Below are 26,358 nucleotides of genomic sequence, written 5' to 3' on the forward strand. Positions count from 1 at the left end.
CCGAACAGTCCCCGCAGAGCCCGGCCGTGCGCTCGGCGCGGTGCAGGCGCCGTCCTCCGGTACCGAGTTCCGCGAGCGGGCACCACCTGCGCGCGCCTGGTTCGGACCGGCGTGGACGGCGCACTGGAGGGTGGACACGTCGTGGCAGTGAGCCGTCCGGATTCCGTGCGCCCTACCGATGGTCACGGGCCGCGGCAATGATGAGCGGACCGCAAGTGATTCAGGCGACTCCGTGCACCTGCCCGTTGGCCGGTGGGCACGCGGTGGAAGGAACCCACGTTGTTGCTTCTCATCTCCCCGGACAGCGTCGAGGAGGCCATCGACTGTGCGAAGGCGGCGGAGCACCTTGACATCGTCGATGTCAAGAGGCCTGAGGAGGGCTCGCTCGGCGCGAACTTCCCGTGGGTCATCAGGGAGATCCGCGACGCGGTCCCGGCTGACAAGCCGGTGTCCGCCACCGTGGGAGACGTACCGTACAAGCCCGGCACGGTGGCCCAGGCGGCGCTCGGTGCGGCTGTCTCCGGAGCGACCTACATCAAGGTCGGCCTCTACGGATGCACGACGCCCGAACAGGCCATCGATGTCATGCGCGGGGTCGTCCGGGCAGTGAAGGACTATCGGCCGGACGCGTTCGTCGTCGCCTCGGGCTACGCCGACGCCCACCGGATCGGTTGCGTCAACCCGCTGGCGCTGCCGGACATCGCCCGCCGTTCCGGCTGTGACGCGGCCATGCTCGATACCGCGATCAAGGACGGGACACGGCTGTTCGACCACGTTCCGCCCGACGTCTGTGCGGAGTTCGTCCGGCTGGCCCACCAGGCCGATCTGCTCGCTGCCCTCGCGGGCAGCGTCAAGGTGGCAGACCTCGGCGCGCTGACCCGCATCGGCACGGACATCGTGGGGGTGCGCGGGGCGGTCTGCGAGGGGGGCGACCGCAACACCGGAAGGATTCAGCCGCAGTTGGTGGCCGCTTTCCGGGCAGAGATGAACCGGCATGCCCGGCAATCCGCAGCCGGCGTCGCCGAGGCGAGCTGACTGCCGGCATGCCGACACGTCAGCCCGGTCGCGCGCCCGGGACCCGCACCGAGCGCTTCGCCGTCGTCGATCCGGCAACGGGCGAGGCCTTCGACGAGGCTCCCGACCAGCAGCCGGACGAGTTGGACGCCGTCGTCGGCCGGGCCCACGAGGCCTGGCGCAGCTGGCGGGCCGACCCCGTCGCCCGTGCCACCGCGTTGCTCGCGGCAGCCGACGCCGTGGAGGCGGCCGGGACCGACCTCGCTCCGCTGCTCACCCGTGAACAGGGCAAACCGCTGGCCGAGTCGTACGCGGAGATCGCCCGCACGGCGGCCCGCCTGCGCTACTTCGCAGAGCTGGCCCCCTCGCCCCAGCCGATCACCGACGGTCGGCCGGTACGCAGCGAGGTCCGCTGGCGACCGCTCGGGCCCGTCGCCGCGATCGTTCCGTGGAACTTTCCCCTCCAGCTCGCGTCGGCGAAGTTCGCGCCCGCGCTCGCCGCAGGCAACACGACGGTGCTCAAGCCCTCCCCGTTCACACCCCTGGCCACCCGGCTGCTGGGGTCCGTGATCTCCACCGCGCTCCCCGAGGACGTACTGACGATCGTCACCGGTCGCGAACCCCTCGGCGCCCGCCTCGCGTCCCATCCGGGGATCCGCCACGTGACCTTCACCGGTTCGATTCCCACCGGTCGGGCCGTCGCTGAGGGCGCGGCGGCCTCGCTCGCCCGGGTGACCCTGGAGCTGGGCGGTAACGACGCCGCCATCCTGCTGGAGGACGTGGATGTGGAGCGGATCGCGGACCGGCTGTTCTGGGCGGCGTTCCGCAACTGCGGGCAGGTCTGCATGGCGGTCAAACGCGTCTACGCCCCGGCCCGGCTCTACTCCCACGTGGTCGAGGCCCTCGCACAGCGTGCGAAGACCGCCGTCGTCGGAGCCGGGCTCGACCCGGGTACGCAGCTGGGGCCGGTCAACAACGCCCCCCAGCTGGCCCGGGTCGAGCGCTACACGGCCCAGGCTCTGGCAGCCGGCGCCCGAGCCGTGGCCGGTGGTCACCGGCTGGACCGACCGGGCTACTTCTTCGCCCCGACGATCCTGGCCGATGTCCCGTCCGACAGCCCGGTGGTGACGCAGGAGCAGTTCGGCCCGGTCCTGCCGGTGCTGCCGTACGGGAGCCTCGACGAAGCCGTCGAGGCGGCCAACGGCACCGGCTTCGGGCTGGGCGGTTCGGTATGGGGAACCGACCTCGACCGGGCCGAGGCGGTGGCCGACCGGCTGGAGTGCGGGACGGCGTGGATCAACCACCACGCCGAACTGTCCCTCGCTCAGCCCTTCGCCGGCATCAAGGAGAGCGGTGTCGGCGTCGCGGGCGGGCCGTGGGGGCTCTACGGGAACCTCAGGCCTTTCGTCGTGCACCGCCCGGAGGAGGCGTGACGAGGAGGTTCGGCGCGGCGGTACTGCGCTCGCACGAGAGCCGATTCGCCGTCGAGGAGGTGATCCTGAACGCGGGGCCGGCCGACGGCGAGATCCTGGTCAGGATCGCGGGCTGCGGGATGTGCCGCACCGATCTCGCGGTCCGGCGCTCAGCGGGCCGCTCACCGCTGCCGGCGGTGCTCGGCCACGAGGGGGCCGGGGTCGTGGTGGAGACGGGCGGCCCGGACACCGGGCTGAGCGTGGGCGACCACGTGGTGCTGAGCTTCGACTCCTGCGGACACTGCCGGAACTGCCTGGGCGCGGCCCCCGCCTACTGTGACTCCTTCGCCTCGCTCAACCTCTTCGGAGGGCGCGAGGAGAACGCGGAGCGGTTCACCGACGCGGCCGGGGGCGAACTGGCTCCCCGGTGGTTCGGCCAGTCCTCCTTCGCCGAGTACGCGATGGTCCCGGCCCGCAACGCCGTCCGGGTCGACTCCTCGCTGCCCATCGAACTGCTCGGCCCGCTCGGCTGCGGTTTCCTCACCGGCGCCGGAGCGGTCTTCAACTCCTTCGGCCTCGGCCCCGGCGACACGATCGCGGTCTTCGGCGCGGGAGCGGTGGGTCTGGCCGCGGTGATGGCGGCCGCCGCCGCCGGGGCGGTGGCGGTGGCCGTCGACCGGCACCCCGAACGGCTGGCGCTCGCCGAGCGGTTCGGCGCGATCCCGCTGCGCGCCGGCTCGGCCGACCTGCCCTCCCTGCCCGACCTGCCCGAGCTGCCCGACCTGCCCGACCGTATCCGGCGACTGACGGACGGCGGCGCGCAGTTCGCGCTGGACACCACGGGCTCCGCCCGACTCATCAACGACGCGCTCCGGGCCCTTCGCCCGACCGGCCACCTCGGCCTGGTGGCACGGCTCCACACCGCGCTGCCGCTCGAGCCGGGTGCACTCGACCGGGGTCGGAGGATCTCCCACATCTGCGAGGGGGACGCGGTGCCGGGACTGCTGGTTCCGCGGCTGACCGGGCTGTGGCAGGCCGGGCGGTTCCCCTTCGACCAGCTGATCCGCACGTACCCGCTCGCCGACATCAATGAGGCCGAACGCGACTGCGACGCGGGCCGCGTGGTCAAACCCGTCCTGGTCCCGGAGCGAACGAGCGGATGAACTGCTCTACGGCCTGGGCTTGTTCGCGAACACCCACCGGTTGCCCGCCAGCGCGTCGTTCTGCTCGGGCAGCGGGCCGCGTCCGTGCCGGCGGGTGAAGTCGAACGGGGTGTGGACCGAGGTGGACCAGCCTCTGCCCGCCAGATCACCCGCGGAGTCCGGCCGCGGCTCCACGTTGAACAGGTTGAGGAGGTCGACGCCGATCTGCTGTTTCGTCGAGGAGTAGAGCGGGTTGTCGCGGTATTCCAGCAAGTCGATGTCGACCTTGGCCTCGAACGCCAGAGCGCTTCCCCCCGTGCTCAACCGGTCCACCGTGTCGACGAGATACGTCTCGGCGGCGTTGGACAGGTAGAACAGCAGCCCCTCGGCCAGCCAGACGCTCGGTGCGGCCGTGTCGAAGCCGGCAGCGGTCAGCGCTCCGACCCAGTCGGCGCGCAGATCGATCGGGATCGGTACGCGTGCGGCCTTGGGGGTGGCCGCCAGCCCGCCGAGCACCTCGTGTTTGAACGCCAGCACGCCTTCCGTGTCGATCTCGAAGATCACGCAGCCGGCAGGCCAGTCGAGTCGGAACGCCCGCGAATCCAACCCGGCCCCGAGCAGTACCACTTGGCGGGCGCCCGCGTGTACCGATCGGAGGAGGAAGTCGTCGAGGACCCTTGTCCGCAGACCGAAGTACCGCGCGAATCTCCCCCACAGCGGGTTCGCGTCCCCGTCCGGAACCTGGTGCATGCGGACCGGCCAGCCTGCGGACGCCGGTGCGGCGAGCACGAAGTGCTCCGCGTAGACGTCCCGCGCCAGGGTGTCGTGGCGGTGGGTCTCGATCGCCCGTGCCGCGGCGACCATGAGAGCGGTCAGGCCGACACCCCCTGCGACGCCTTCAACGCCGGTGCTCCGATCCGCTGTGCCGACCATGTGTCCTCCCTTGGGGGCGAGTTGAGACCAGGAACAGCGAGGAGAGCGAGCGCCGACGGACTCCTCACTATCCGGCCGACGATCGCCCCCCCGCACGAAAAGCCAATCGGAGTCACCTGATCGAGTGAATCTCGCCCACACGGCCCCAGGGTGCCCCGCACTGTGCTGCCCGCTGCGGGGCCTGGCGCACTGCGGGATCAACACGCCTTCTCCGGAGCTCAGTGCCGCCAGATAACAGCCACTCGGCCCCGACAGCAGCCCCAGCGGCTCGACATCGCGCACCGCTCCGGCGCGTACGGCCGGAGCGCCCGCCGTGGAACGGCGGCGGTCAGCCCTGTTTGAAGGCCTGGGCCGCGCTCTGGTCGCAGGGCAGCAGCTGGACCGCCGTGCCGCCGTTCACCTCGCCCACGCACAGCTTGGCCTGGGCGGAGTAGATGGTGCCACCGTTGACGGCGAAGTGCTGCGCCGGGTTGCCGCTGCAGTTCGCGACCTGCACGACCGTGCCGGGGGTGGTGGCGCCCCAGGCGGCGTCCATGCAGATGGCGCCCGTCCGGAGCGTGCCGTTGGCGCCGGCGGCCCACTTCTGGGTCGCGCTGCCGTCGCACGCCGCGAGGACCAGCGGTGTGCCGTCGGTACCCGCCCCGCCGCTGAGGCACTTGCCGGTGCCGGGGTTCACCAGCGCGGTCGGCGCGCCGCCGGCCCCCGGGCTCGCGGGCGCCGTGGTCCTCGCCGGGTTCGAAGCGGCGGGTCCCTGGTTGTGGGAGGCCTGGGCCACGGGTGCGGAGGGCGAATGCGACGGGGAGCCCTTCAGCGTGAGCACGAGGGCGCCGCCCACCAGGCAGGCGACGACCACGGTCGCCGCGGCGATCCACCAGCCGGTGAACCGCCGCTCGCGCGGGCCGCTTTCGCCCGCCGCTCCGCCGACCGGATCGGTGTCGGCCTCCTCGTGGGCGGGCGCGTCCATGGCCGAATCCAGCCGGCGCATCACGGGCTCGTCCAGCAGGCCGGTGTCCACGACGCCGGCGGAGTCGATGGTGAACCGCCACCGCGGATGGTCGACGCGGCCGACGACGACCACCGACCAGGGGCCCTGCGGATTGTCGGCCAGCCGGTAGATGAACTCGCGGTCCCGGCCGCCGGGCAGGCCGATCAGCAGCGCCACCCCGCCGCGCTCGTCGGCCAGTGCGGCATCGCCGTCGGTCAGCGCCGGTGCGTCGGTGGATCCCAACCGCTCCGCGCCGCCGGATTTGAACCCGATCCGGACCACCTGCACACCCCGTGACCACGGGCTCGTGGTGAGCTCGCGGGTCCAGTCCTCGGCCAGGGCCCTCGCCTGCTGGGCGTCGCCCTCCAGGCTGATGATCCCGCCGACCTGGCTGAGGTTGAGCAGCACGAATCCCTTGCTGGTGTGGCCGAGTGAGACCAGCCGCGGGTACGGCTCGGTCAGCGACTCCGCCACGCTCTCGCTCTGCAGCCGGCGCAGCTGAGCCTGCCAGGTCCGGCCGCCGTCACTGGCGGTCCATCCGGCGGGGGGCCGCTCGTCGGGGGTCTTCAGGCTCAGCCAGACGGTATCGGGCCCGACGACGACGGCGTGGGCCACCGGCACGGCGCGGTTCTCGCGGTCGCAGGCGGTGGCCAGGACGCGCACGACCCGGTCCACGGTCCACAGGCCGTGATCGGCCCGCGGGCCCAGCCCCGACCGCGGCTCGGCCCGTCGCGACCTGCGTATCCGGGCAAGCCAGTCGCCGCGGCGAGGAACGCGTTCAGCGGGTCGGCTCAGCAGTGTCACCTGTGTCTCCTCGTCAAGAACCGCATCGTCAAAGCCGCATCGTCGGGAGCCGCGCCGAATCGACCGGCGCGCACGGGGAATTCGGCCTCCCCGGAACGGTGCTCTTCCCGGCCGAGTGGTGTCAACGCCGAGCACCGGGCCGGCTTGGGCCCCAGGGCCCAAGCCGGCAGCGGGGGTTCTGGACCGCCCTCGGGTCCGTTCCTAGCATCGACGGCGTCGGTGCCGAACGTGTCGTTGCCTGTCGAGGCCTGTCGAGACGCTCGGCAACACCAGAAGGGACACACACCATGGCGAACCTGAACGTCACCTATCAGGAGATGTCGGACACCGCGACCACCATGCGGAACAACAAGGCCGACATCGACGACAAGCTCAACCAGTGCAAGAGCATCGTCGACAACCTGACCAGCAACGGCTTCGTCACCGAGCAGGCGTCGGGCCACTTCGACGAGGTGCACAACGAGTTCAACTCCTCGGCCACGCAGGCCATGGACACCCTGGACCAGCTGTCGCAGTGGCTCGACAAGGCCGTGGCCGCGATGCGTGACATGGACACCCAGCTCTCCGGCTCCCTCAACAAGTAGCCTCTGGCCCGGAGTTGGCCGGGCATCCGCACGTGTGCCCCGCGCCGGCCGTACTGGCGGCGCGGGTGCTCGGACTCATGAGGGGTTGGGAGCCATGCCCATGATGATCACCATTGCCCGGCGTCCGGACTGGTCGGCCGACGTGGTCGTGGACGCCGATCCCACCACGCTCCTGCGCGACGTCGTCAAGAACCTGCTGGACAGCCTCGATGTGTCGCAGGCCCCGCCGATCGGCGACTCGCCCGTGACGGCGATCTATCTCGCCGATCAGTTGCTCGACCTCTCCCAGCCCCTGGCGGGCAGCGGGATCCACGACGGCACCGTGCTGTGGCTCGGCCGGCCGGGGCCGCTCCCGAGCCGCCGCGCCGGCCTGGTCACCATCAGGGTGGTGGCGGGCGCCGGCGCCGGGCGGGTCTGGTACCTCAACGCGGGCGAGCACCGGATCCGCACCGGTGCCGGTGTCCAGGTCACCAAGGGCGGTGATCCGGCGGCGGTGGCCGCCATCGTCCGGGTGTCGCTGGACGCGTCGGTGCACGTGCGCGCTGTCGCGCCCGCCGCCCTGCTCAACCGAGCCCCGATGCCCGACCACGAGGTCCGCTGGCGGGAGACGGTCCAACTCCTGGTCGGGGACACCATCCTGGAGGCGCACCCGCTGCTGCGCCCGGATGCCGTCGTCGAACCCTCGCACGACGGTGAGTACCTGGACTACAACCGCCCCCCTCGGCTGCTACCCCCGGTGCAGCGCACGGCATTTCGCATCCCGACCCAGCCCAGGCCGGCGGCCCCGAGCGCGCTGCCGTGGCTGGCGGCCGGTCTGCCCGCCGTCGGCGGCGGCCTGATCGCGGTGATGACGCACAACGCGATGTTCCTGATGATGGCGGGGATGTCGCCGGTCATGATGATCGCGAACTGGCTCAACGGGCGCCGTCAGGGCAAGCTCGGCAACCGGCGGCAGCTGGCCGAGTACCAGGTCCAACTCGCGGCCACCGAAGCCGAGATCGCGGCGGCGCTGGATCAGGAGCGGCTGGACTGCCGCGCCGCCAGCCCGGACCCGGCCGAGTTGCTCGTCATCGCGACCGGCCCGCGGGCCCGGCTCTGGGAGCGCCGCCGCACCGATCCCGACCACCTGCTGGTCCGGGTCGGCGTCGCCGACCTGCCCACCGGGATTGTCGTGGAGGAGGGCGAAGGCACCCAGCGCCACCGGGACCTGCGTGCGGCGCAGGACGTGCCCGTCAACTTCTCCATCGCGCAGACCGGAGTCGTCGGTGTCGCGGGGCCGGACGGCTGGCCGCGGCGGATGGCCCGCTGGCTGGTCGGTCAACTGGCCGTCCTGCAGAGCCCGCGCGACGTGCAGCTGTACGTCCTGACCGACCCGGCGGGCGAACCCCTGTGGCAGTGGGCGGCCTGGCTGCCGCACACCCGGCCGATGCTGGGGCAGCAGGCCCTGGCGCTGGTGGGTGCGGACGCCGAGACGCTCGGCCACCGGGTCGCCGAGCTGATCGAGCTCATCACCGCCCGCCAGCAGGTGCGCCTCAACGCCGGCGCTTCGGCCGTGCTCGCCGACCCGGACGTCGTCGTGGTGATGGACGGCGCGCGCCGGCTGCGGGCGCTGCCCGGAGTGGTGACGATCCTTCAGGAAGGACCCGCGGTCGGCGTCTACAGCATCTGCGTGGACGCCGACGAGCGCACCCTGCCGGAGGAGTGCGCGACCGTGGTCGTCGGGGGCGAGGCGCGGCCGGCCGCGCTCCGCCAGCAGCGCGCCGCGCAGATCGACGGGATCCGCGCGGACGAGGTGGCGGACAGCTGGTACGCGGAGACCGGGCGCCAGTTGGCGCCCCTGCGCGATGTCAGCGAGACCCAGGGCGAGGCCGCGCTGCCGGGCGCCGCGCGCCTGCTAGAGGTCCTCGGTCTCGAGGACCCGACCGCCGCCGCGATCGCCGCCCGCTGGCGCTCCTCGAGCCGCAGCACCAAGGCCGTGGTCGGGTACTCGCTCAACGGCCCGTTCGCCCTCGACCTGGTCAACCACGGCCCGCACGGCCTGGTGGCCGGCACCACGGGCTCCGGCAAGTCGGAGTTCCTGCAGACGCTGGTGGCCTCACTGGCCGTGGCCAACCGCCCGGACGCCATGACCTTCGTCCTGGTCGACTACAAGGGCGGCGCCGCGTTCAAGGACTGCGTCGAACTGCCCCACACCGTCGGCCTGGTGACGGACCTCGACACGCATCTCGTCGAACGGGCCCTGACCTCGCTGAGCGCCGAGCTGACCCAGCGCGAGCACCTGCTGGCGGCCGCCGGCGCGAAGGACCTCGAGGACTACATCGACTACGCGGGCCGGCGCCCCGGACTGGCGCCGATCCCGCGCCTGCTCATCGTCATCGACGAGTTCGCCTCCATGGCGCGCGAGTTGCCCGACTTCGTCAGCGGCCTGGTGAACGTCGCCCAGCGCGGCCGCTCGCTGGGCATCCATCTGATCCTGGCGACGCAACGCCCGTCCGGTGTGGTCTCGGCGGAGATCCGCGCCAACACCAACCTGCGGGTCGCGCTGCGGGTGACCGACGCCGGCGAGAGCACCGATGTCATCGACGCCCGGGAGGCCGCGAACATCTCGGCGGCGACCCCGGGGCGGGCCTTCGCCCGGCTCGGGCACAGCTCGCTGATCCCGTTCCAGACAGGCCGGGTGGGCGGCCGCCGCCCGCTGGCCGACCGGGCGGCCGCGGTGGCCCCGCCGTTCCTGCAGCCGGTCTCCTGGCTGGACCTCGGACTGCCCGCGCCGCAACGCCCGCACAGCGCGACCGAGACCGACGAGGTGACCGACCTGTCGGTCCTGGTGACGGCGATCAGGCAGGCCAACGACATGCAGGGCATCGCCCCGCAGCGCCGCCCGTGGCTACCGCCGCTGCCACTGTCGCCGGTGGTCGAGCTGGCGACGGAGCCGGTCGGCGGTGCGAGCGGGAATCCGTCGTTCTCCTGGGCGGTCCAGGACCTGCCGGCGCAGCAGCGCCAGGAGCCGGTGACGGTGGACCTGGCCACCTTCGGGCACCTGCACATCGTCGGGGCGCCGCGCTCCGGGCGCTCCGCGGCGCTGCGCACCTTCGCGGCGGCCGCGGCCAGCGCCTCCAGCGTCGCCGACCTGCACCTGTACGGGCTCGACTGCGGCAACGGCGCCCTGCTTCCGCTCTCCAGGCTGCCGCACTGCGGTGCGGTGGTGCAGCGCACCGAGAGCGACCGGGCCGCCCGGCTGCTCAAGCGCCTGCACGCCGAGGTGCAGGAGCGTCAGCGCCTGCTCGGTGAGGGCGGCTTCGCCGACGTGGCCGAGCAACGAGCGGCCAGGCCGGAGTCCGAGCGGCTGCCCCACATCGTGCTGCTGCTGGATCGCTGGGAAGGGTTCATGGGCACCCTCAGCGAGTACGACAACGGGGCGCTGACCGACCTGATCCAGACCCTGCACCGCGAAGGCGCCAGCGCCGGGGTGCACGTGGTCATCGCCGGTGACCACATGCTGCTGAGCGGCCGGATGAGTTCACTCTGTGACGACAAGCTGGTGCTGCGGCTGTCGGACCGCAGCGACGCGAGCCTGGCCGGGCTGAACCCGCGGAAGATCCCGGAGAACCTGCCACCGGGCCGCGGGTACCGCGCGGTCAGCGCGATCGAGACCCAGGTCGCGCTGCTGGCGGCCGACCCGGCGGGCCCGGCGCAGGTCGCCGCGGTGCACGCGCTGGCGGCACGGCTCGTCGAGCGCGAGGCGGGCGTCCCGAAGTCGGTGCGGCCCAACCGGATCGCGGTGCTGCCGACCCAACTGCCGTTCGAGCAGGCATGGGAGATGGTCGGGACCCCGGCCCCCATGTGGGCACTGATCGGGGTCGCCGGCGACGACGTGGAGCCGGTCGGGGCCGATCTGCTGGGCGATCAGCCGACCTTCCTGGTCGCCGGGCCGTCCCGGTCCGGGCGCAGCACGGCCCTGGGCGTGATGACCGAGTCGCTGCTGCGCGGCGGGTGCGAGGTGGTCATCGGCGCCCCCATGAACTCCCCGCTGCGCGGCTTCGCCGGTCGGCCCGGAGTGCGTGGCGTCCTCACCGACGACGCCCCCACCGAGGCCGAGTTCGCCGAACTGCTGGACCCCGGGGCCGGTCCGGTGGTGCTGGTGGTCGACGACGCCGAGGTGTGGCGGGACCTGCCGTGCCGGGACTGGCTGAAGACGTTCGTCCGCAAGGCCTCCGGCAGCAGGCGAGGCGTGATCATCGGCGGCGAGATCGCCTCGGTGGCGAACGGCTTCTCCGGCTGGCAGGCGGAGGTCAAGAAGAACCGGCGCGGGGTGCTGCTGTCGCCGCCCAACATGGGCGACGGCGACCTGGTGGGCGTCCGGCTGTCCCGTTCCCAGGTCGCCGCCCGGGTCGTACCGGGCGCGGCCCTGGTGCACCTGGGGAGCGGCAGCCTGCTGGCCGCCCGGATCCCGCTGCCGGCGCCTGCTCAACCCGACAAGCCCGCGCCCGACAAATCCGCGCACGACAGTCTCGTCCACGACAATCTCGTCCACGACAACCAGGAGCAGTGATGGCAGACCTCGTGGTGAAGGACCTGCAGGACCTGGTCAACGACCTCAACTCGCTGATCGGCCAGTTCGAGGGGGCGCTGGACTTCCAGAACGACGACAAGGGGCTCTGGGGACAGCACAACGCCAATCTCTCGATGGGTGACTTCGCCGACAACTGGACCGTTCACCGCGACGCGATGGTCAAGGACATGAAGGCCCTGCGCGACAAGGTGAGCAAGGTCGACGACTCCTGGTCGCAGGCGGAGACGCAGCTGATGGACACGTTCCAGAACAAGTGACGTGGTGGTCAAGTTGAAAGAGGCCAAGGAGAACTGAATGTCCGTCAGAAACCTCGACTGGGCGCCGTTGGACCTGCACTCGGACCCGGTCCACGCCGACCCCGATGTGGTGGTCGCGGCGCAGAAGCGCTACGCCATGATCGCCTCGACCATCGACGACACGACCGCCAAGCTCGGGCAGATCGTCGACGCCAACAGCGACAGCCTCGCCGGCCAGTACGTCGCGGGGCTGAAGTCCGGGGCGAGTTCGCTCAAGGACCGGCTCAGCAAGGCCGCCGTGCGCTACCACGACGTCGCCAACGAGATCAACAAGTACGAGCCGGATCTGGACCGGGGGCTCAGCGAGACCGCCGGTGCGCTGACGGACGCCGAAGCGGCCAAGAACGCCCAGACCAAGGCGAACGGGATGCCGGATCCGCAGAAGAGCTCGGACGGCACCACCACTCCCGCGGAGCAGCAGAAGGCCACCGACAAGAGCAAGGCCCAGTCCGACGCGGACGGGAAGCTGGCGGCGGCGAAGACGCGGCTCAACAACGCGCTGGACGCGCTCAATGTGGCCGGCAAGCGTTTCGGTGACGCGGTCAACTGCAAGAACTACGACGACGGGCTGACCGACTCCTACAAGGACAAGCTCGACGCCGTGATGGCCAAGATCAGCCAGATCTTCGCCATCATCGGCATGATCCTGGCCGCCCTCGCGATCCTCATCCCCGGTGTGGACGTGCTGGTCATCGCCGGAGTGGTGGCCGGCGCGGTCACGCTGGTCGCCAACATCGTGCTCTATCACGACGGCAAGGGCAGCGTCGTCGACGTCATCCTCGGGGTGGTCGGGCTGGGCCTGGCCGGCGCCGGCGCCGCCATCTCGCTGATCGGCAAGGGGCTGTCCGCCGGCGCCAAGGCCGCCGCCGCCCTCGGCGGTAAGGTGCCCAAGCCGATCGTGACCGGGGGTGGCAACAACATCGAGATGGTGCCGCTGCGGCCACCCGGCGGCGGAGGCGGCGGCGGTGGCGTCCCGAACTTCTCCAGGCCGTTCGGGCCGGGCAACCAGCCCCGCCCGGTACCGAACTACTCCAGGCCGTTCGGGCCGAACAACCTGCCCAAGCCGGTGCTGCCCAAGCCGGTGGCGCCCAAGCCGGCGGGCCCGAACGCGGCCGCCGACTGGAAGAACCTGTCGGACTGGTTCAACAATCCGGCCACCAACTGGGTGCTGGGCAAGCTCGGTGTCATCACCCCGGACACCGGGTTCTGGGCCTCGGCCTGGGAGCAACTCAAGGGCGCCGGCGACATGTGGGCCACCCTGTTCAGTGATCCGGCGAAGTTCGGCAAGGACTTCGCGGCCATCATCACCGGTCTGAAAGGCCCCCTCGACCTCTCGGCCATCATGAAGGCGGGCGGCCTCGGCAACATCTCGCCGCTCTGGTTCGCCTGGGGTGGCCTGAACGGCGCGTTCGGCATCGGTGCCGGATTCATCTACACCGGCGGGCGCCTGATGGGCTGGATCCCCGCGGTCAACCCGCCGGGCCAGGTGCCTGCCACGTGAGCGAGGGAGGGACGATGAGCGAGGATCTGCTGGCACTGACGCGGCAGCCGTGGCACTGGGAGTGGGTGCCGACCGTGCGACCGGGCGAGCCGGCGGACGAGGCGTGGATCGAGCGCCTGGCGGCTCTGTTCGAGGAGTGGACGTCCGAGGGCCTGGCCGCCGCGCGCGCGGCCTGGCCCGCCGACGCCGGGGCGGAGTTCCCCTTCACCTCGGAGATGCTGGGGCGTGATGCCGCCCGCTGGCTACTGGAACGCGCGGAGGGACTGCCCGCCTGGACCCGGCTGGCCTGGGGCGCGGCGTTCGTGAACGGCCGGCCCAGGTGGGCGCCGGTCCCGGTGGTCGTGGAGTTCACCGGGCCCGTGACCGGGGATCCCAACTACCTCATGCACCTGGTCGGCGCCCGTGGCATGGAGGGCGACGCGCGCGAGCCCGTGGTCGACTACGTGACCACCTCGATCGGTGACGGGCTACGGGTGTTCGCGCTGTGCCGCAGCGAGGAGGGCGCCGCCTACGCCCGCGTCCACGCCGCGCTCCGCCTCGACGTGCCACCGACCGGCGGCGCGCCGAGCGTCGGCATCGACGTCACGCTGACCACGCTCGTCTTCGAGATGGGACTGATGGCCTTGATCGGCAACGGAGTCGAGCAGTTGATGCACCAGATAGCCGACGAATGCGTTCCGACCGACGGGGGCCCGGCCCGGCTCGGATTCGTCGCGGGCACCGAAGTCACGGGCACCGAAGTCACGGGCACCGAGGTCGCGGCCACCGGGGGAGGGCCGGCATGATCGACTTCGAACTCGTCCTCCCGGACGGCTGGGTACAGATTCCCACCACGCCGGACACCAGTACGCTGCGCCGCCGGGTCATCGAGGATGTGATCCAGCACCACCTGCCCGACTCGCTGCCACGGGACAAGGCCGGTCCGTGGCGCCGGATGCTGCGCAAGGAACTCATCGAGGCGACCGACGAGGCCACCCGGCAGAGCGCCCGTTCGGTCCTGCTGCCGCTGCAGGAGTTCAGCGGCATCCGGCTGCCCGGATCGATGCTGGTGACCGTCCTCGAAGGCGAGGACGAGAGCGAGGACCCGGAGCAGCTGCTGGCCTCGATCCTCAGCGACGCGGGGTCCGAAGGGACCTACCTGGAGATCGGCGGTGCCCCGGCGGTGCGGGTGGCCTCGGTCATCGACAGCGGCCGGCTCCGCCGCAAGTCACCGTCCTGGCGGGTCTCGTACTACGTGTCCAATCCGGACGCGCCCGGCGTGTGGGGACTGCTGACCTTCACGGTGCTGACCGACGGGGACGTCGAGGCCGCGCCGGTGCAGGCCGTCGTGCTGCTCTTCGACATGATCGTGTCGACGTTGCGCTGGGCGGACCGCGTCGACGTCCCCACCGAGGACGAGGTGCTCGCCCAGCTGGCCGAAGTGGCCCAGGCGGCCGGGGAGTCGGGCGCGGGCTCTACGGCCGTGGGGGCCGACGGTGCCGTGGGTGCCGAGCCGTGAACTCCCTCTGAACCGGGTCTGAAGGAAGTATGAAGCCGGCTCCGCCACGCTGGGCGTATGACACTCGTCGCCACGTCCGCGCCGGTCAGTCCGACCAGCGTGCGGATCGCCATCACCAGCCCGGACATCCTGGCCCAGATCCGGCAGGTGTTCGCCAGCAAGAACCTGGCCGTGGACATCGTCAGCATGCCCTTCGTCGAGGTCACCGTCCGACCGGCGATGGGTGCGATCGGTGCGGTGGGCGCGGCCGGCACGGACCGGTCCGCGGTGGGGACCGCGCTGGAGCGGGTGGCCGCCCCCACCGCCCGGGCCGGCGCCCCGGCCGGTGCCTCGCCCGCTCGCCGGCTCTGCGCCGAGTACCGGCTGAGCGTCGTCGAGGTCGGCGGCCGCCCCAGGGCCGAGCTTCCTGCCCCGCAGGGCCGGCCGCACCCGGCGCCGGAGCCGGCCCCCGACGCCGACAGTCCGGTGGTCGCCCTGTCGCGGCGTCAGCACGAGGTGATGGCCCTGGTCTCCCGCGGCGCGCGCAACAGCGAGATCGCCGCACGGCTGAACGTCAGCGAGAAGACCGTGAAGAACCACATCAACCGGATCTTCAGGTCGCTGGGCGCGGGCAGCCGGGTCGAGGCGGTGCTGATCTGGCAGCGCCACCAACGCCGGCAGCGCCAGCAGGGCGACCAGCGCCAGCAGCAGAGCGACCAGCATCACCAGGGCGCCCCGCGCGACGGTGTCATCCGGCGCGGCGTACCGCATCCTCCGCTGCTGCCGGTCTGAGGTCGGCGGCCAGGGTGCGGAGGAAGGCCATGACGTCGGCGACCTCCTCGGCCTCGAGTTCCTTCAGCAGCCGCAACGCCCGGGTTGCCAGGCCGTGGGCCGCCTGCCGGGCCGATCCCGTCCGGTACACCTTGGCGAGCCCGAACAGGGCCACGGCCTCGTGGTAGCGGTCGCCGCTGGACTCGCAGACCGAGAGCGCGTCCTGGAAATGCCGCTGCGCCCGCTCGGCGTTGTCCAGCCCGAGTTCCGCCACGCCCAGGTTGATCAGGATGTTGGCCTCCAACAGTACGTTCCGACAGCGTCGGGCCGCCGTGAGACCGGGGCGCCCGCACCGCAAGGCCTCCTCGAACTCGCCGAGTTCGGCGTGCAGTTCGCACAGGACGTCCAGGCAACCTGCCGAGTAGTACGCCAACCCGATGCGGTGGGCCAGGCGCAGTGCCTGCCTGGCGTAGGGCAGGGCAGCCGCGTAGTCCTTGGCCTGCCGAAGGGCGGAGGCCAGATTGCCGAGCAGACCGGTGCGCAGCACGTCGTCGCCGAGATCGTCGAGCAACCGCAGGCCACGCTGGAGCCGCTGCACCGCGGTGCTGTTCTGGCCCATCCGCGCGTGGGCCACGCCCAGGTGGTTGAGCAGGACCGCCTGGGCGCGCCGGTTCTCGGTCATCTCGGCGCTGCGCAGCCCGATCTGCAGCGTGCTCATCCATTCCCGGGCCTGCCCGGTCGCGTAGAAGTAGTCGAAGAGCAGGTAGGCCAGTTGCCAGGCCTGTTCGTGGCAGCCGATCCGCTGCGCGGTGCGGACCAGCGGGGCGATGTTCTCCCACTCCTGTGCGCACCAGGCCACGAACGCCTTCTGGTCGTCGAAGCGCAACGGCTCGTGGCGGGCGCCGCTGTCGGTCTCCGTCCCGGTCCCGGCTTCGGTCTCGGTCTCGGCTTCGACGGTGAACGGGAGCTTGATCTGGGTGGACTGGTGATACCGCGTCAGGATCCTTACGTACCAACGGAGTACCCGCTCCAGAGCCGCTCGACGTGACGCGCTCGTCTCGCCGCCGCGGGCCACCTCCTCCGCGTAGATCCGGGTCAGGTCATGCATCCGGTAGCTGGTGCCGGTGGTCTCCACCAGATGCTGCGCGGCCAGGCTCCGCAACGCCGCGGTCGCCGCCGACGGCGGGACGTTCAGCAGGGCGGCGGCCACCTCCACGCGGATGCTCACTCCGGGGAACAGCCCGAGCGTGCGGAACGCGTGCGCTGTCGCGGCGTCGAGCCTGGCGTAGGACCAGGAGAGCACGCCGCGCGCCGAGTACAGCTCGTCGTCCGGGATCTGCAGGGCGTCGAGCCGGCGCCGTACGTCCTCCAGGTCGGCGATCAGGTCGGCGATCCGTGACCGCGGGCCCGCCGTCACCTGTTCCGAGGCGATCCGCAGCGCCAGCGGCAGGTGGTCGCACAACTCCGCGAGGCGCCGCGCCGCCGACGTCTCGGCGTCGACCCGAGCGCTCCCGATCGAGTCGGAGAGCAGCCGCAACGATTCCCCGGCGGTGAACGGGGACAGCGTCACTCGGCGGGCCGAGTACCGGACCGCGAGGCCGCTGAGCCGGTTGCGGCTGGTCACGACGGTGAAGGACGGACCGCCACCCGGCAGCAGGTCCTCGACCTGGTCGGCGGAGGCGGCGTTGTCCAGCACGATGAGCATGCGCTTGTCGCGCACGATGCTGCGCCACAGCGCGACCCGCTCTCCCTGGTCCGCCGGGATCGTCCCCGCGTCCAGCGAGGTGAGCAGGTGGTGCAGGGCGTCCACGGGGGAACTCGCCGGCTGCTTGGGGTCGAAGCCGCGAAGGTTCACGTACAACTGGCCGTCCGGGTACTCGGCGGCGAGCAGATGACCGCAGTGCACCGCCAGCGCCGTCTTGCCGACCCCGGCCACGCCGACCAGCATCACGATCTGCGGGCACCCGGCCTCGCCGGCCCCGCCGTCGGCGGGCGCGGTGCGCGCCACGTCCAGCACCTGCCGGACCGAGTCGACGCGACCCACGAAGCCGCCGACGCCGCGCGGCAGTTGTGCCGGCCGGACCGGAGCGGCGGCCGCCGGCCCGGTCGGGGCGCTGCGCGGCCCGGCGGTGTCGGTCAGCATCGACGAGTACAGGGACTGCAGTTCGGCCGACGGGTCGATCCCCAGGTCCTCGGCGAGCAGCTTGCGCAGCTCGTGGTACTGCGCGAGCGCGTCGGCGGTCCGGCCGCTCTGGCGCAGCGCTGTCATCAGCAGGGCGCGCAACCGCTCGTGGTACGGATTGTCCGGCACGTGGCCCCGCAACTGGTCGGCCACCGTGGTCGGTCGCTCGAGCTCCAGCAGCAGCTCGGCACGCTCCAGCAGCAGGCGCAGCCGCAGATCCGCCACCCACGTCCGGTGCTCGGCCGCGAACGGACCCGGCAGCCCGCTGAGCACCGAGCCGGGGTGCCAGTGCGCCAGCGCCTCGTCGAAGGCCCCGACCGCGGCGCCCGGGTCCCGCTGAGCCCGGCTCGTCCGAGCCCGTGCCGCCAGCCGCTCGACCACTCTGATGTCGAGCCGCCCGGGGTCGAGTTGGAGCGCGTAGCCCGATCCCGAGCTGGTCAGCGGCGCGCCCAGACCGGCCAGGGTCCGGCGTAGACCGGACACGTAGGTGTGCAGGCTGCCGGCCGCGGTGGCCGGCGGTGCCTCGCCCCAGATGTAGTCGATCAGATCGTCACGCGAGACCACGCTGTTGGTCCGCAGCGCGAGAACGGCGAACACCGCGCGCTGCTTCGGCGGCCCAAGGAGAATTTCGCGCCCTTCGGCATGTGCGCGGAGCGGTCCGAGCGTCTCGACACTCAGGCAACCGTTCTCCATGACGGTCTCTCCCTCTGAGGAAGCAGAGTCCTGACCGGCCCGGCGCGCGAAGAGGCGAGGTCCGGCTCTGCGTAGTCTGTGTCGCGATCGGGCTTGCGACAAGGGCGGAAGGCGCGCCGCTGTCGCGGGCGACCGGAAGGGCGCAGCGTCGGTCCTGGGACCGCCACCCGCAGCGGCGGTCGGCGCCCCGGCACGGGGCGTGGCTCTGTCGGCCGCACCCGGATCCAGTTCCGCAGTGTCTCCGGGTCGATCCCCGAGGTCATCGGCGACCGACGCGATCGTCGGTCCCGGCCGCTCCTGGTCCAGCGGGACAGTGTCCGGCTCGAACTGCGGCGGGTGGCGCTTCATCACCATCGGCACGGGAATGCGGCCCACCCAGACCATCGGGGTCCGAGTGTCGCCGGAGGCCGACACCCGGGTCAAGCCCCGTGACCATGTTCGCTCAGCGCGCCCGACCAGGGCCGAACCCGCGGTCGGGCAACCGTTTCTGCGGTCTTGTGCCCAATCGGGTGCCAGCGGGCGAGTATTCGGGCACCGTGATCTGGCCGCAGTGCGGTGCGAGGCCGCTGACCTGCTCTCATGCCCCTTGGAAGCGGGCATATTTCGGGCCTCTTCAGGCCCGCGCTGGAACTGTCCGCCGCTGCGGCGCGGGGGTATAAATCTTGCTACAGACACTTCGGTCTGGACCACACGTCATGTCGGGCCCGAGGCACCGGGCCTGACAACACGGCACCTGAACACCACACTTGAACACCGCACTTGAGGCACCACCCGCGGGTGGCCACAGCACGGCCGTCGTCTCCGCAGGACGCACGGCCGCCGCCTCGGTCGCCCGCACCCCGAACCCGGTCCCCACCCGACCGGGTTCGCCAGGAAAGGGGACAGCACGATGGGGATCAGGCAGACAGGCCTGCGCAGCGCCGCGCCACCGGGCGCGGTGGTCCGAGGCGCCCTCGCAGCCGGCCCGGCCGGTCAGCCGGGCCGGTGGGCGACGACGGCGAACATCGTCACCGACAGGTGGAAAGCGCCCTGCTCGGCGGCGGCCGTGAGGTCGGCGTAGAGCCGGTCGCGCTGCTCCTCGGTGATCAGGCTCCGCCCGAGGGCCGCCGTGCCGAGCCCGCGGACGATCGGCCAGCTGACGGAGCGGGGGTCGTGCAGGACGACGTCGGACCCGACGTCGTCGACGGTCAGGCCCGCTGCGCTCAGCCAGCTCGCCAGGCGGCGTCCGGCGTCCGGGGTGGCGGCGGTGGCCTGGGTGACGGAGGCCAGCGCGGGGCGGATCTCCGGGGCGGCCGGGTGCAGGACGAAGGTGGCCCAGTCGGTGTCGAGCAGCGCGACCCGGCCGCCCGGGCGCAGGACCCGGGCGATCTCGGCGACGGCCCGCGCCGGATCGGTGAGGTGCTGCAGCACGCGCTCGCACCGGACCACGTCGAGGTCGGCGTCGGGCAGCGGCAGCGCGAGCGCGTCGCCTTCCAGGAACCGGGCCGGGCTGTCGGCGTCGGCGGCGCGCCGCTCGGCGAGGGCGCGCAGGCCGGGATGGGGTTCGAGGCCGATCGCGGCGCCGTCCGGGGCGACCGCCGCGGCGAGTACCCGGGTCTCCGAGCCGGTACCGGAGCCGACGTCCAGCGCCCGCTCGCCGGGGCGCGCGGCGAGGCGCGAGTGCGCCCACTCGCGCAGCCGGCGCACACCGGGGTTGGCGGCCTGGGCGTCCAGCGCGGCGGCCAGCCGGTCGGTGGCCGAGGGGTCGGCGTTGGCCGCGTGGAAGCCCGAGGTGGGGCGCGGGTCGCTCATGGCGCTCACTATAGGCGCGGCTATCGGCCGGGCCGCGCCCGGCAACGAGCGATGGCCCGCCCCCCGTGCCGGGTGCGGGCCATTCGTCGGTGCGGTCAGGCCTTCGGCAAGCCTGCTTGGACATCGTCGAAGTTCATCACCGGCGTCAAGGTGATCTTGGCGCCGAGGTCCTGAAAGAACGGCTCGGCGACGCTCGGGATGTCGGACGGCTCCTTCAGGTCGAAGACGACGAATCCGGTCCGCATCCCGTCCAGCGCTCCGAAGTACGCGGCCTCCGGCTTGATCCGGTCGAAGACCGACTTCATGGTGTTGGCCAGCGTCTTGCCCGCGATCGCCTTGTTCGCCTTCTCGGTGTCCATCTGGACCGTCAGCAGCACCCTCATGGTCGTTCCACCTCTGGTTGGCGTTTCGGCACACTCGTGCCTCCCCCAGATCGTGGCCGCGATCGGCGGCCTTGGCAGCCGGGGTAAGGCATCGGAGGGACGAGAGGGGAGTTGCCCGGTGCGGCACGACGGCGCCGCACCATCGAGGCGGTGCGGCGCCGGTCTAGCGGAGCGGCTGAAGCGTCAGATCAGGCCCTGGGCGAGCATCGCGTCCGCGACCCGTTCGAAGCCGGCGATGTTGGCGCCGGTGACGTAGTCGCCGGGGGCGCCGTAGCGGGCGGCGGTCTCGAAGCAGGTGTCGTGGATGTCGCGCATGATGCCCGCGAGGCGGTCCTCGACCTGGGCGAACGACCAGACGTCGCGGCCGGCGTTCTGCGCCATCTCCAGGCCGCTGGTGGCGACGCCGCCCGCGTTGGCGGCCTTGCCCGGGCCGAACGCGACGCCGGCCTCCTGGAGGATGCGCACGGCCTCGGGGGTGGTGGGCATGTTCGCCCCCTCCGAGACGGCCTTGACGCCGTTGCGCACCAGGGTGGCCGCGGCCTCGGCGTCCAGCTCGTTCTGGGTGGCGGAGGGCAGGGCGACGTCGGCGGCGACGTCCCACACGCTCCCGCCGGCGACGTAACGGGCGGAGCCGCCGCGGCGCTCGGCGTAGTCGCTGACCCGGCCGCGCTCGACCTCCTTGATCTGCTTCAGCAGGGCGACGTCCATGCCCTTGTCGTCCACGACGTAGCCCTGCGAGTCGGACGCCGTGATCACGTTCGCACCGAGCGCCTGGGCCTTCTCGATCGAGTAGATCGCGACGTTGCCGGAACCGGAGACCACGACCGTCTGGCCGTCCAGGTCCTCGCCGCGCTTCTTCAGCATCTCGGCGGTGAACAGCACGTTGCCGTACCCGGTGGCCTCCGTCCGGGCCTGCGAGCCGCCCCAGTCCAGGCCCTTGCCGGTCAGCACGCCGGCTTCCCAGCGGTTGGTGATCCGGCGGTACTGGCCGAACAGGAAGCCGATCTCGCGGCCGCCGACGCCGATGTCACCGGCCGGCACGTCGGTGTGCTCGCCCAGGTGCCGGTAGAGCTCGGTCATGAACGACTGGCAGAAGCGCATCACTTCGTTGTCGCTGCGGCCGCGCGGGTCGAAGTCGCTGCCGCCCTTGCCGCCGCCGATGTTCAGACCGGTCAGGGCGTTCTTGAAGATCTGCTCGAAGCCGAGGAACTTCACGATGCCGAGGTTCACCGACGGGTGGAAGCGCAGACCGCCCTTGTACGGGCCGAGCGCGCTGTTGAACTCCACCCGGAAGCCGCGGTTGACGTGGACGACGCCCGCGTCGTCCAGCCACGGGACCCGGAACATGACCTGCCGCTCCGGCTCGGCGATCCGCTCGATCAGCTTGGCCCGGGCGTACTCCGGGCGGGCCGCGAGCACTGGCGCGAGGCTGTCCAGTACCTCGCGAGCGGCCTGATGGAACTCGGATTCACCGGGATTGCGCCGGAGGATCTCCGCGTAGACGGATTCCACCGAGGTGCTTTCGATGGTGCGTGCCGACATGGGATCGGTTCCCTTCCCGAGTACCGGTGACGGAGCGGCGGTTCTGCCCGGCGACGACATCGGCGATCGGGCGGCGGGCAGGGACCACCGGAACCGGACGGTGTCAGGCGCTGCCTGCCAGGCACCGTAGTGTCACATTTTGTTGAAGCCATCTCAATATCTATGGCGCACCGTCTCATTGGGCGGTCCTCCGCCGTCCGGTGCCCACCGCCGAAGGGGGCCCGGACCCGTCCCCGCCGTCCGGTGCGGGACTCGGCTCGCCGTCCTGCGCGTACACCTTCCGTCAGGACCGCAGGTCGTCGATGATGAGCTATCCCGTGGGCCGGTTGCGGCCGGCGGAGAGACGATGGAGGACACCGAGGCGACCGGGCGCGCCGCTCGGCTGCCGGGCCGGGACGCGGCAGCTGCTCACCGGGTGGGCGGAAGGAGGGCCGGCAATGCGCACAGGAGATGCGTCCGGGGCCCGGCGCGGCCCGGCCGGGGTCGTCCCGTCCGAGGCGGGCGGTCTGCTGGACGTGCTGAGCCTGGCGGCCGCGGTGCTGGACGCGGACGGACGGATCGTGCTCTGGAGCCCGCAGGCCCACGAGCTGTTCGGCTGGAGCGCCGAGGAGGTGCTGGGTCGGCACGCGGCCGAGGTCCTGGTGGCCGAGGAGCACGTCGGCGCGGTCCTGGAGCTGTTCGTCGAGGTCATGGAGGGCAGCGGAAGCTGGGCGGGAGTCTTTCCCGTGCGGCACAAGGACGGCAGCATCCGGCCGATGGAGTTCCGCAACATGCGGCTGCAGGATCGGCAAGGCGGTCTGTACGCACTCGGGATCGCCGCCGACGAGGCCACGCTGCGCGGCGTCGAGCGGGACCTGGCACTGTCGGCGCGCCTGGTGGCCCAGTCCCCGATCGGGCTAGCGGTGCTGGGTACCGACCTGCGGTATGTGCTGGTCAACCCGGCGCTCGAGCGCATCAACGGCCTTTCCGCCGGCGAGCACCTCGGTCGCACCGTTCATGAGGCACTGCCGTTCCTGGACGTCGAGTCCATCGAGTCCGCGATGCACCAGGTCCTCACCAGCGGGACATCGCTGGTGGACGAGTTCACCGTCGGCCGCACGCGGGCGGATCCGGACGTCGAGCACGCCTGGCGAGCGTCGTACTTCCGGCTGGAGGACCCGGCCGGGCGGGTGCTCGGGCTGGCGACCTCCGTGGTGGACGTCACCGAGCAGCACCGCGCGGCCACCGAGGCGGCCGAAGCCCGGCGGCGGCTGGCCCTCATCGCCCGTGCCTCGGTGCGGATCGGCACCACGCTCGACCTCGACCGGACCGCCCGAGAGCTCGCCGACTTCGTCGTTCCCGACTTCGCCGACGTCGCGGCGGTGGACGTCCTCGACTCGGTCCTGAACGGCCGCCCGATCGGCACGGTGTCCGGCGGCGCGGCGCCCGCGACGTTCCGGGCCCTCGCGGTGGCGGCGGCCCACGCCACCGAGGCCGTTCGGGCCGCCGACCCCACCGGCGAGATCGCCAAGTACGATGCCGACCGGCTGGTCACCCGCTGCGTGACCACCGGGCGCCCGGTCCTGGTGGCGCACGTCGAGGCTCGGGACCTGCCGCGCATCGCCCGCGACGACCAGGCCGCCACCCTGCTGGCCCAGGCCGGCCTGCACTCCTACCTTGCCGTGCCGCTGATCGCCCGCGGCGAAGTCCTCGGTGCTCTCGACCTCAAACGCACCCGCCACCCGTTGCCGTTCAACGACGACGACGTCATCCTGGCCGGCGAACTGGCCGCCCGCGCCGCCGTCTGCATCGACAACGCCCGCTGGTACCAGAGCCAACGCCACGCCGCCCTGACCCTCCAGCGGCACCTCCTCCCGCACCAGCCGCCCCAGCCCATCGGCCTCGAGGTCGCCTACCGGTACCAACCCGCGGCGGCTGCCGGCGAGGTCGGCGGCGACTGGTTCGACGCCATCCCGGTGTCCGGCGACAAGACCGCCCTGGTCGTCGGCGACGTCATGGGCAGCGGCATCAACGCCGCCGCCACCATGGGGCAACTGCGCACCGCCACCCGCACCCTGGCCGGGCTCGACCTCGATCCCGCCCAGGTCCTGCACCACCTGGACCGCATCACCCAGGGTCTGGAGGAGACCATCGCCACCTGCGTCTACGCCGTCTTCGACCCGCACCGCGCACAGTGCCGCATCGCGATGGCGGGCCACCTGCCGCCCGTCCTGATCCGCTCCGACCGCGCACCCGCACTGCTGGACCTGCCGACCGGCGCGCCGCTCGGCGTCGGCGGCGTCCCCTTCGAGGCCACCAGCCGCGAACTCGGGCCCGGAGACCGGCTGGTGCTGTACACCGACGGGTTGGTCGAGACCCGCGACCAACCCATCGACAGCCGCCTGCGCACCCTCCTCGATCTGCTCGCCGAGCCCCGGCTCCCGCTGGAGGCGACCTGTGACCGGCTCCTGTCCGCACTGCGGGACCCGGACGGCCACGATGACGTCGCCCTGCTCATCGCCCAGGTCGACCCCCACCGACCGATCGGCCGAGACTGATCCGACGCGCCGGCCGCGACGGGCGGTCCCAGCGCTTGACCGAGGACGACGAGACCGGCCAGGGCGGCCAGCACGGGGTTGACGCTCATGAACAGGCCGAAGAACCGGGCCGGAACGCGGCGCAGGGGCCTGGCCGGTGAACCTCGTGCGATGCGACTCGTGCGCCCGCGTGCTGGGCGCGAAGCGTTCGGGCCCGTCGCGCTAGGAGGGTTGGCTGCTCCCGCTGACGAAGGTGTAGAGCTCTACGATGACGCCGTCCTTGCAGCGGGCGATGTCCATTCCGGTCGCGACGGGCGGTTGACCGGCAGGGCCGAACTGGAAGCCGAGGTGGCCGAGGTCGTCGTTGACGGAGACGGGGCCGTCGGGCCGGAAGACCCAGTCCGGGCTCTGCGCACGCAGCTCCGTGGCGCGCTGGGCGAGCGCCTCGCGGCCTCGGATCACGCGGTCGGGTTCGTGCCACACGACGTCCTGGGCGTAGGTCTGCGCGATGGCCGCGTTGCGGCGCTCGGGAGCCGGTTCGTTGAAGACGTCGAGAAGGTTGCGGCGCATCAGGTCGGCGACGGAGCTGTTCATGAGCGGTCCTTCGGGTCGGCTTGCAGGGTGAGTTGTGGCCCGGCTGGCAGGACCACCCGGGATCAGTGCTGTTGGTCCTGCGAACGCGTCAGGGTTGCGGAGTGCGAAGAGCCGGAGGACCAGGGGCGGATGAGGTCGAGCGAGACCTGCCACAGGCGTGCGGCGTTGTCCTCGCCGAGCGCGTACGCGGCCACTCCGCGGCGAACACCGGGCTCGTTGGGGCCGGCCTCGTTGCAGTCCTCGAAGTAGCGGCCGCCGATGCCGTCGAGGAGGGGAGAGGCTGCCAGTAGGGCCGAGGTGGCCGCACCTTGCTCCTCGTTCTTCCAGGAGACGCCGGTGCTGTCGGTGGAGGCGTCGACCTGCGGGATGTGCCGCATGAGGCCCGTGGAAGGGATACGGCCGGGGTTGAGTGCGTTGGCGAAGATGCCGTCGCCGGCCCACCGCTTCGTCGCCTCGACGGCGAAGAGGACGTTGGCTGTCTTCGACTGGCCGTAGGCGACCCACTCGTTGTAGGGACGGTGGTCGAACATGATGTCGTCGAAGTCGACGTTGCCGCCGATGTGCCCGACGGAACTGACGGCCACGATGCGCGCTCCATGTGCCTTGGCGAGGGCGTCGTGCAGTCCTACGGCAAGTGCGAAGTGTCCGAGGTGGTTCGTGGCGAACTGCATCTCCCAGCCCTCCGCCGTGCGGTTCAGCGGCATGGCCATGACGCCGGCGTTGTTGACCAGGATGTGCAGTGGCCCCTGCCATGCGTCCACGAACTGCCGGACGGACTCCTGGTCGGCGAGGTCGAGCCGTGCGACGTGGAGGTTCTGGTTGCCCGTGGTCGCCGCGATGTCGCTCCTGGCTTTCTCGCCGGCTTCGGTGTTGCGTACCGCGAGGGTGACTTCCGCGCCGACTGAGGCCAGTGCACGTGCCGTTTCGAGGCCCAGCCCGGATGAGCCGCCGGTGACGATGGCGCGCTTGCCCGTCAGGTCGACGCCGTTGACGACTTCCAGCGCGGTCGACTCTGCTCCGAACGGCGTGGTGAGCAGTGTGTGTGCCATGGGGTGTTCTCTCCTGTCTCCATTGTCCGCACGCGAGCGGTGCGGCGATGAAGGCGGCCCGGGGGCGGCTTTGAGGCTGGCGCCCGCGTCGACCTCGGCGCGGGCGCAGTGGGGGC

The 26,358-nt window shown here is 71.9% G+C and carries 19 protein-coding genes and 1 pseudogene; 11 read left to right on the forward strand and 9 right to left on the reverse strand.

Annotation, left to right across the window (positions count from 1 at the left end):
* Positions 1–279: 279 nt before the first annotated feature.
* Genes ABH937_RS10910 through ABH937_RS10920 form a run of 3 tightly spaced genes read left to right on the forward strand, consistent with a single transcriptional unit; the run spans position 280 to position 3,589 of the window.
* On the forward strand, positions 280–1,035 hold the full coding sequence (locus ABH937_RS10910; protein WP_280690702.1) for a (5-formylfuran-3-yl)methyl phosphate synthase: 756 nt from the start codon (positions 280–282) through the stop codon (positions 1,033–1,035).
* Positions 1,036–1,043: 8 nt separating this feature from the next.
* Complete coding sequence (locus ABH937_RS10915) at positions 1,044–2,447, forward strand: aldehyde dehydrogenase family protein (protein WP_370218053.1); 1,404 nt, start codon at positions 1,044–1,046, stop codon at positions 2,445–2,447.
* Positions 2,444–3,589, forward strand: coding sequence for an NAD(P)-dependent alcohol dehydrogenase (locus ABH937_RS10920; protein WP_370218054.1), 1,146 nt, complete (start codon positions 2,444–2,446; stop codon positions 3,587–3,589). The genes ABH937_RS10915 and ABH937_RS10920 overlap by 4 nt, the downstream gene beginning before the upstream one ends.
* A 6-nt stretch (positions 3,590–3,595) precedes the next feature.
* On the opposite strand, the gene ABH937_RS10925 is transcribed toward ABH937_RS10920, so the two are convergent.
* Both ABH937_RS10925 and ABH937_RS10930 read right to left on the reverse strand, forming a co-directional pair.
* Complete coding sequence (locus tag ABH937_RS10925; RefSeq protein ID WP_280690705.1) at positions 3,596–4,501, reverse strand: class I SAM-dependent methyltransferase; 906 nt, start codon at positions 4,499–4,501, stop codon at positions 3,596–3,598.
* A gap of 328 nt (positions 4,502–4,829) precedes the next feature.
* Positions 4,830–6,161 (reverse strand): ricin-type beta-trefoil lectin domain protein, encoded by a 1,332-nt coding sequence (locus tag ABH937_RS10930; RefSeq protein ID WP_370218056.1) that lies wholly within the window; start codon positions 6,159–6,161, stop codon positions 4,830–4,832.
* A gap of 416 nt (positions 6,162–6,577) precedes the next feature.
* On the opposite strand from ABH937_RS10930, the gene ABH937_RS10935 reads away from it, so the two are divergent.
* The 7 genes from ABH937_RS10935 (at position 6,578) to ABH937_RS10965 (ending at position 15,513) form a co-directional block, all read left to right on the forward strand.
* Positions 6,578–6,874, forward strand: a complete 297-nt coding sequence (locus ABH937_RS10935; protein WP_280690707.1) for a WXG100 family type VII secretion target — start codon at positions 6,578–6,580, stop codon at positions 6,872–6,874.
* 100 nt (positions 6,875–6,974) lie between these two features.
* Complete coding sequence (locus ABH937_RS10940) at positions 6,975–11,426, forward strand: FtsK/SpoIIIE domain-containing protein (protein ID WP_348533664.1); 4,452 nt, start codon at positions 6,975–6,977, stop codon at positions 11,424–11,426.
* Entirely contained in the window at positions 11,426–11,704 is a 279-nt protein-coding gene (locus ABH937_RS10945) for a hypothetical protein (RefSeq protein ID WP_280690709.1), read from the forward strand. The genes ABH937_RS10940 and ABH937_RS10945 overlap by 1 nt, the downstream gene beginning before the upstream one ends.
* Before the next feature lie 37 nt (positions 11,705–11,741).
* A complete protein-coding gene (locus ABH937_RS10950; RefSeq protein WP_280690710.1) occupies positions 11,742–13,244 on the forward strand; it encodes a hypothetical protein in 1,503 nt (500 codons plus the stop codon).
* A gap of 14 nt (positions 13,245–13,258) precedes the next feature.
* Complete coding sequence (locus ABH937_RS10955; RefSeq protein ID WP_370218057.1) at positions 13,259–14,029, forward strand: hypothetical protein; 771 nt, start codon at positions 13,259–13,261, stop codon at positions 14,027–14,029.
* On the forward strand, positions 14,026–14,742 hold the full coding sequence (locus ABH937_RS10960) for a hypothetical protein (RefSeq protein ID WP_370218058.1): 717 nt from the start codon (positions 14,026–14,028) through the stop codon (positions 14,740–14,742). The genes ABH937_RS10955 and ABH937_RS10960 overlap by 4 nt, the downstream gene beginning before the upstream one ends.
* A gap of 57 nt (positions 14,743–14,799) precedes the next feature.
* Positions 14,800–15,513: a LuxR C-terminal-related transcriptional regulator gene (locus ABH937_RS10965; protein WP_370218059.1), complete on the forward strand. Its 714-nt coding sequence runs from the start codon at positions 14,800–14,802 to the stop codon at positions 15,511–15,513.
* Here the strand turns inward: ABH937_RS10965 and ABH937_RS10970 are convergent.
* The 4 genes from ABH937_RS10970 to gdhA all read right to left on the reverse strand — a co-directional run bounded on the left by ABH937_RS10970 (position 15,470) and on the right by gdhA (position 22,083).
* A complete protein-coding gene (locus ABH937_RS10970; RefSeq protein ID WP_370218060.1) occupies positions 15,470–18,967 on the reverse strand; it encodes a BTAD domain-containing putative transcriptional regulator in 3,498 nt (1,165 codons plus the stop codon). The two genes, ABH937_RS10965 and ABH937_RS10970, sit on opposite strands and share 44 nt — an antisense overlap.
* Before the next feature lie 372 nt (positions 18,968–19,339).
* Positions 19,340–20,158, reverse strand: coding sequence for a methyltransferase domain-containing protein (locus ABH937_RS10975; RefSeq protein WP_370218061.1), 819 nt, complete (start codon positions 20,156–20,158; stop codon positions 19,340–19,342).
* A 95-nt stretch (positions 20,159–20,253) separates the two neighbouring features.
* Complete coding sequence (locus ABH937_RS10980; protein WP_280690716.1) at positions 20,254–20,541, reverse strand: DUF3303 family protein; 288 nt, start codon at positions 20,539–20,541, stop codon at positions 20,254–20,256.
* A 183-nt stretch (positions 20,542–20,724) separates the two neighbouring features.
* Entirely contained in the window at positions 20,725–22,083 is a 1,359-nt protein-coding gene (gene gdhA, locus ABH937_RS10985) for an NADP-specific glutamate dehydrogenase (protein WP_280690717.1), read from the reverse strand.
* Between the two features lie 437 nt (positions 22,084–22,520).
* On the opposite strand from gdhA, the gene ABH937_RS10990 reads away from it, so the two are divergent.
* Complete coding sequence (locus ABH937_RS10990; RefSeq protein ID WP_370218064.1) at positions 22,521–24,620, forward strand: SpoIIE family protein phosphatase; 2,100 nt, start codon at positions 22,521–22,523, stop codon at positions 24,618–24,620.
* 23 nt (positions 24,621–24,643) lie between these two features.
* Here the strand turns inward: ABH937_RS10990 and ABH937_RS10995 are convergent.
* From ABH937_RS10995 to ABH937_RS11005, 3 genes and pseudogenes are all read right to left on the reverse strand, one after another.
* Positions 24,644–24,748 (reverse strand): annotated as a pseudogene (locus ABH937_RS10995) (EamA family transporter); the annotation flags it as partial.
* A gap of 73 nt (positions 24,749–24,821) precedes the next feature.
* Positions 24,822–25,193 (reverse strand): nuclear transport factor 2 family protein, encoded by a 372-nt coding sequence (locus ABH937_RS11000; RefSeq protein ID WP_370218065.1) that lies wholly within the window; start codon positions 25,191–25,193, stop codon positions 24,822–24,824.
* 62 nt (positions 25,194–25,255) lie between these two features.
* A complete protein-coding gene (locus tag ABH937_RS11005; RefSeq protein WP_370218168.1) occupies positions 25,256–26,242 on the reverse strand; it encodes an SDR family NAD(P)-dependent oxidoreductase in 987 nt (328 codons plus the stop codon).
* Between the last annotated feature and the right edge of the window lie 116 nt (positions 26,243–26,358).

Source organism: Kitasatospora sp. GAS1066B (genome assembly GCF_041262605.1).
In the GTDB taxonomy this organism is placed as follows: domain Bacteria; phylum Actinomycetota; class Actinomycetes; order Streptomycetales; family Streptomycetaceae; genus Kitasatospora.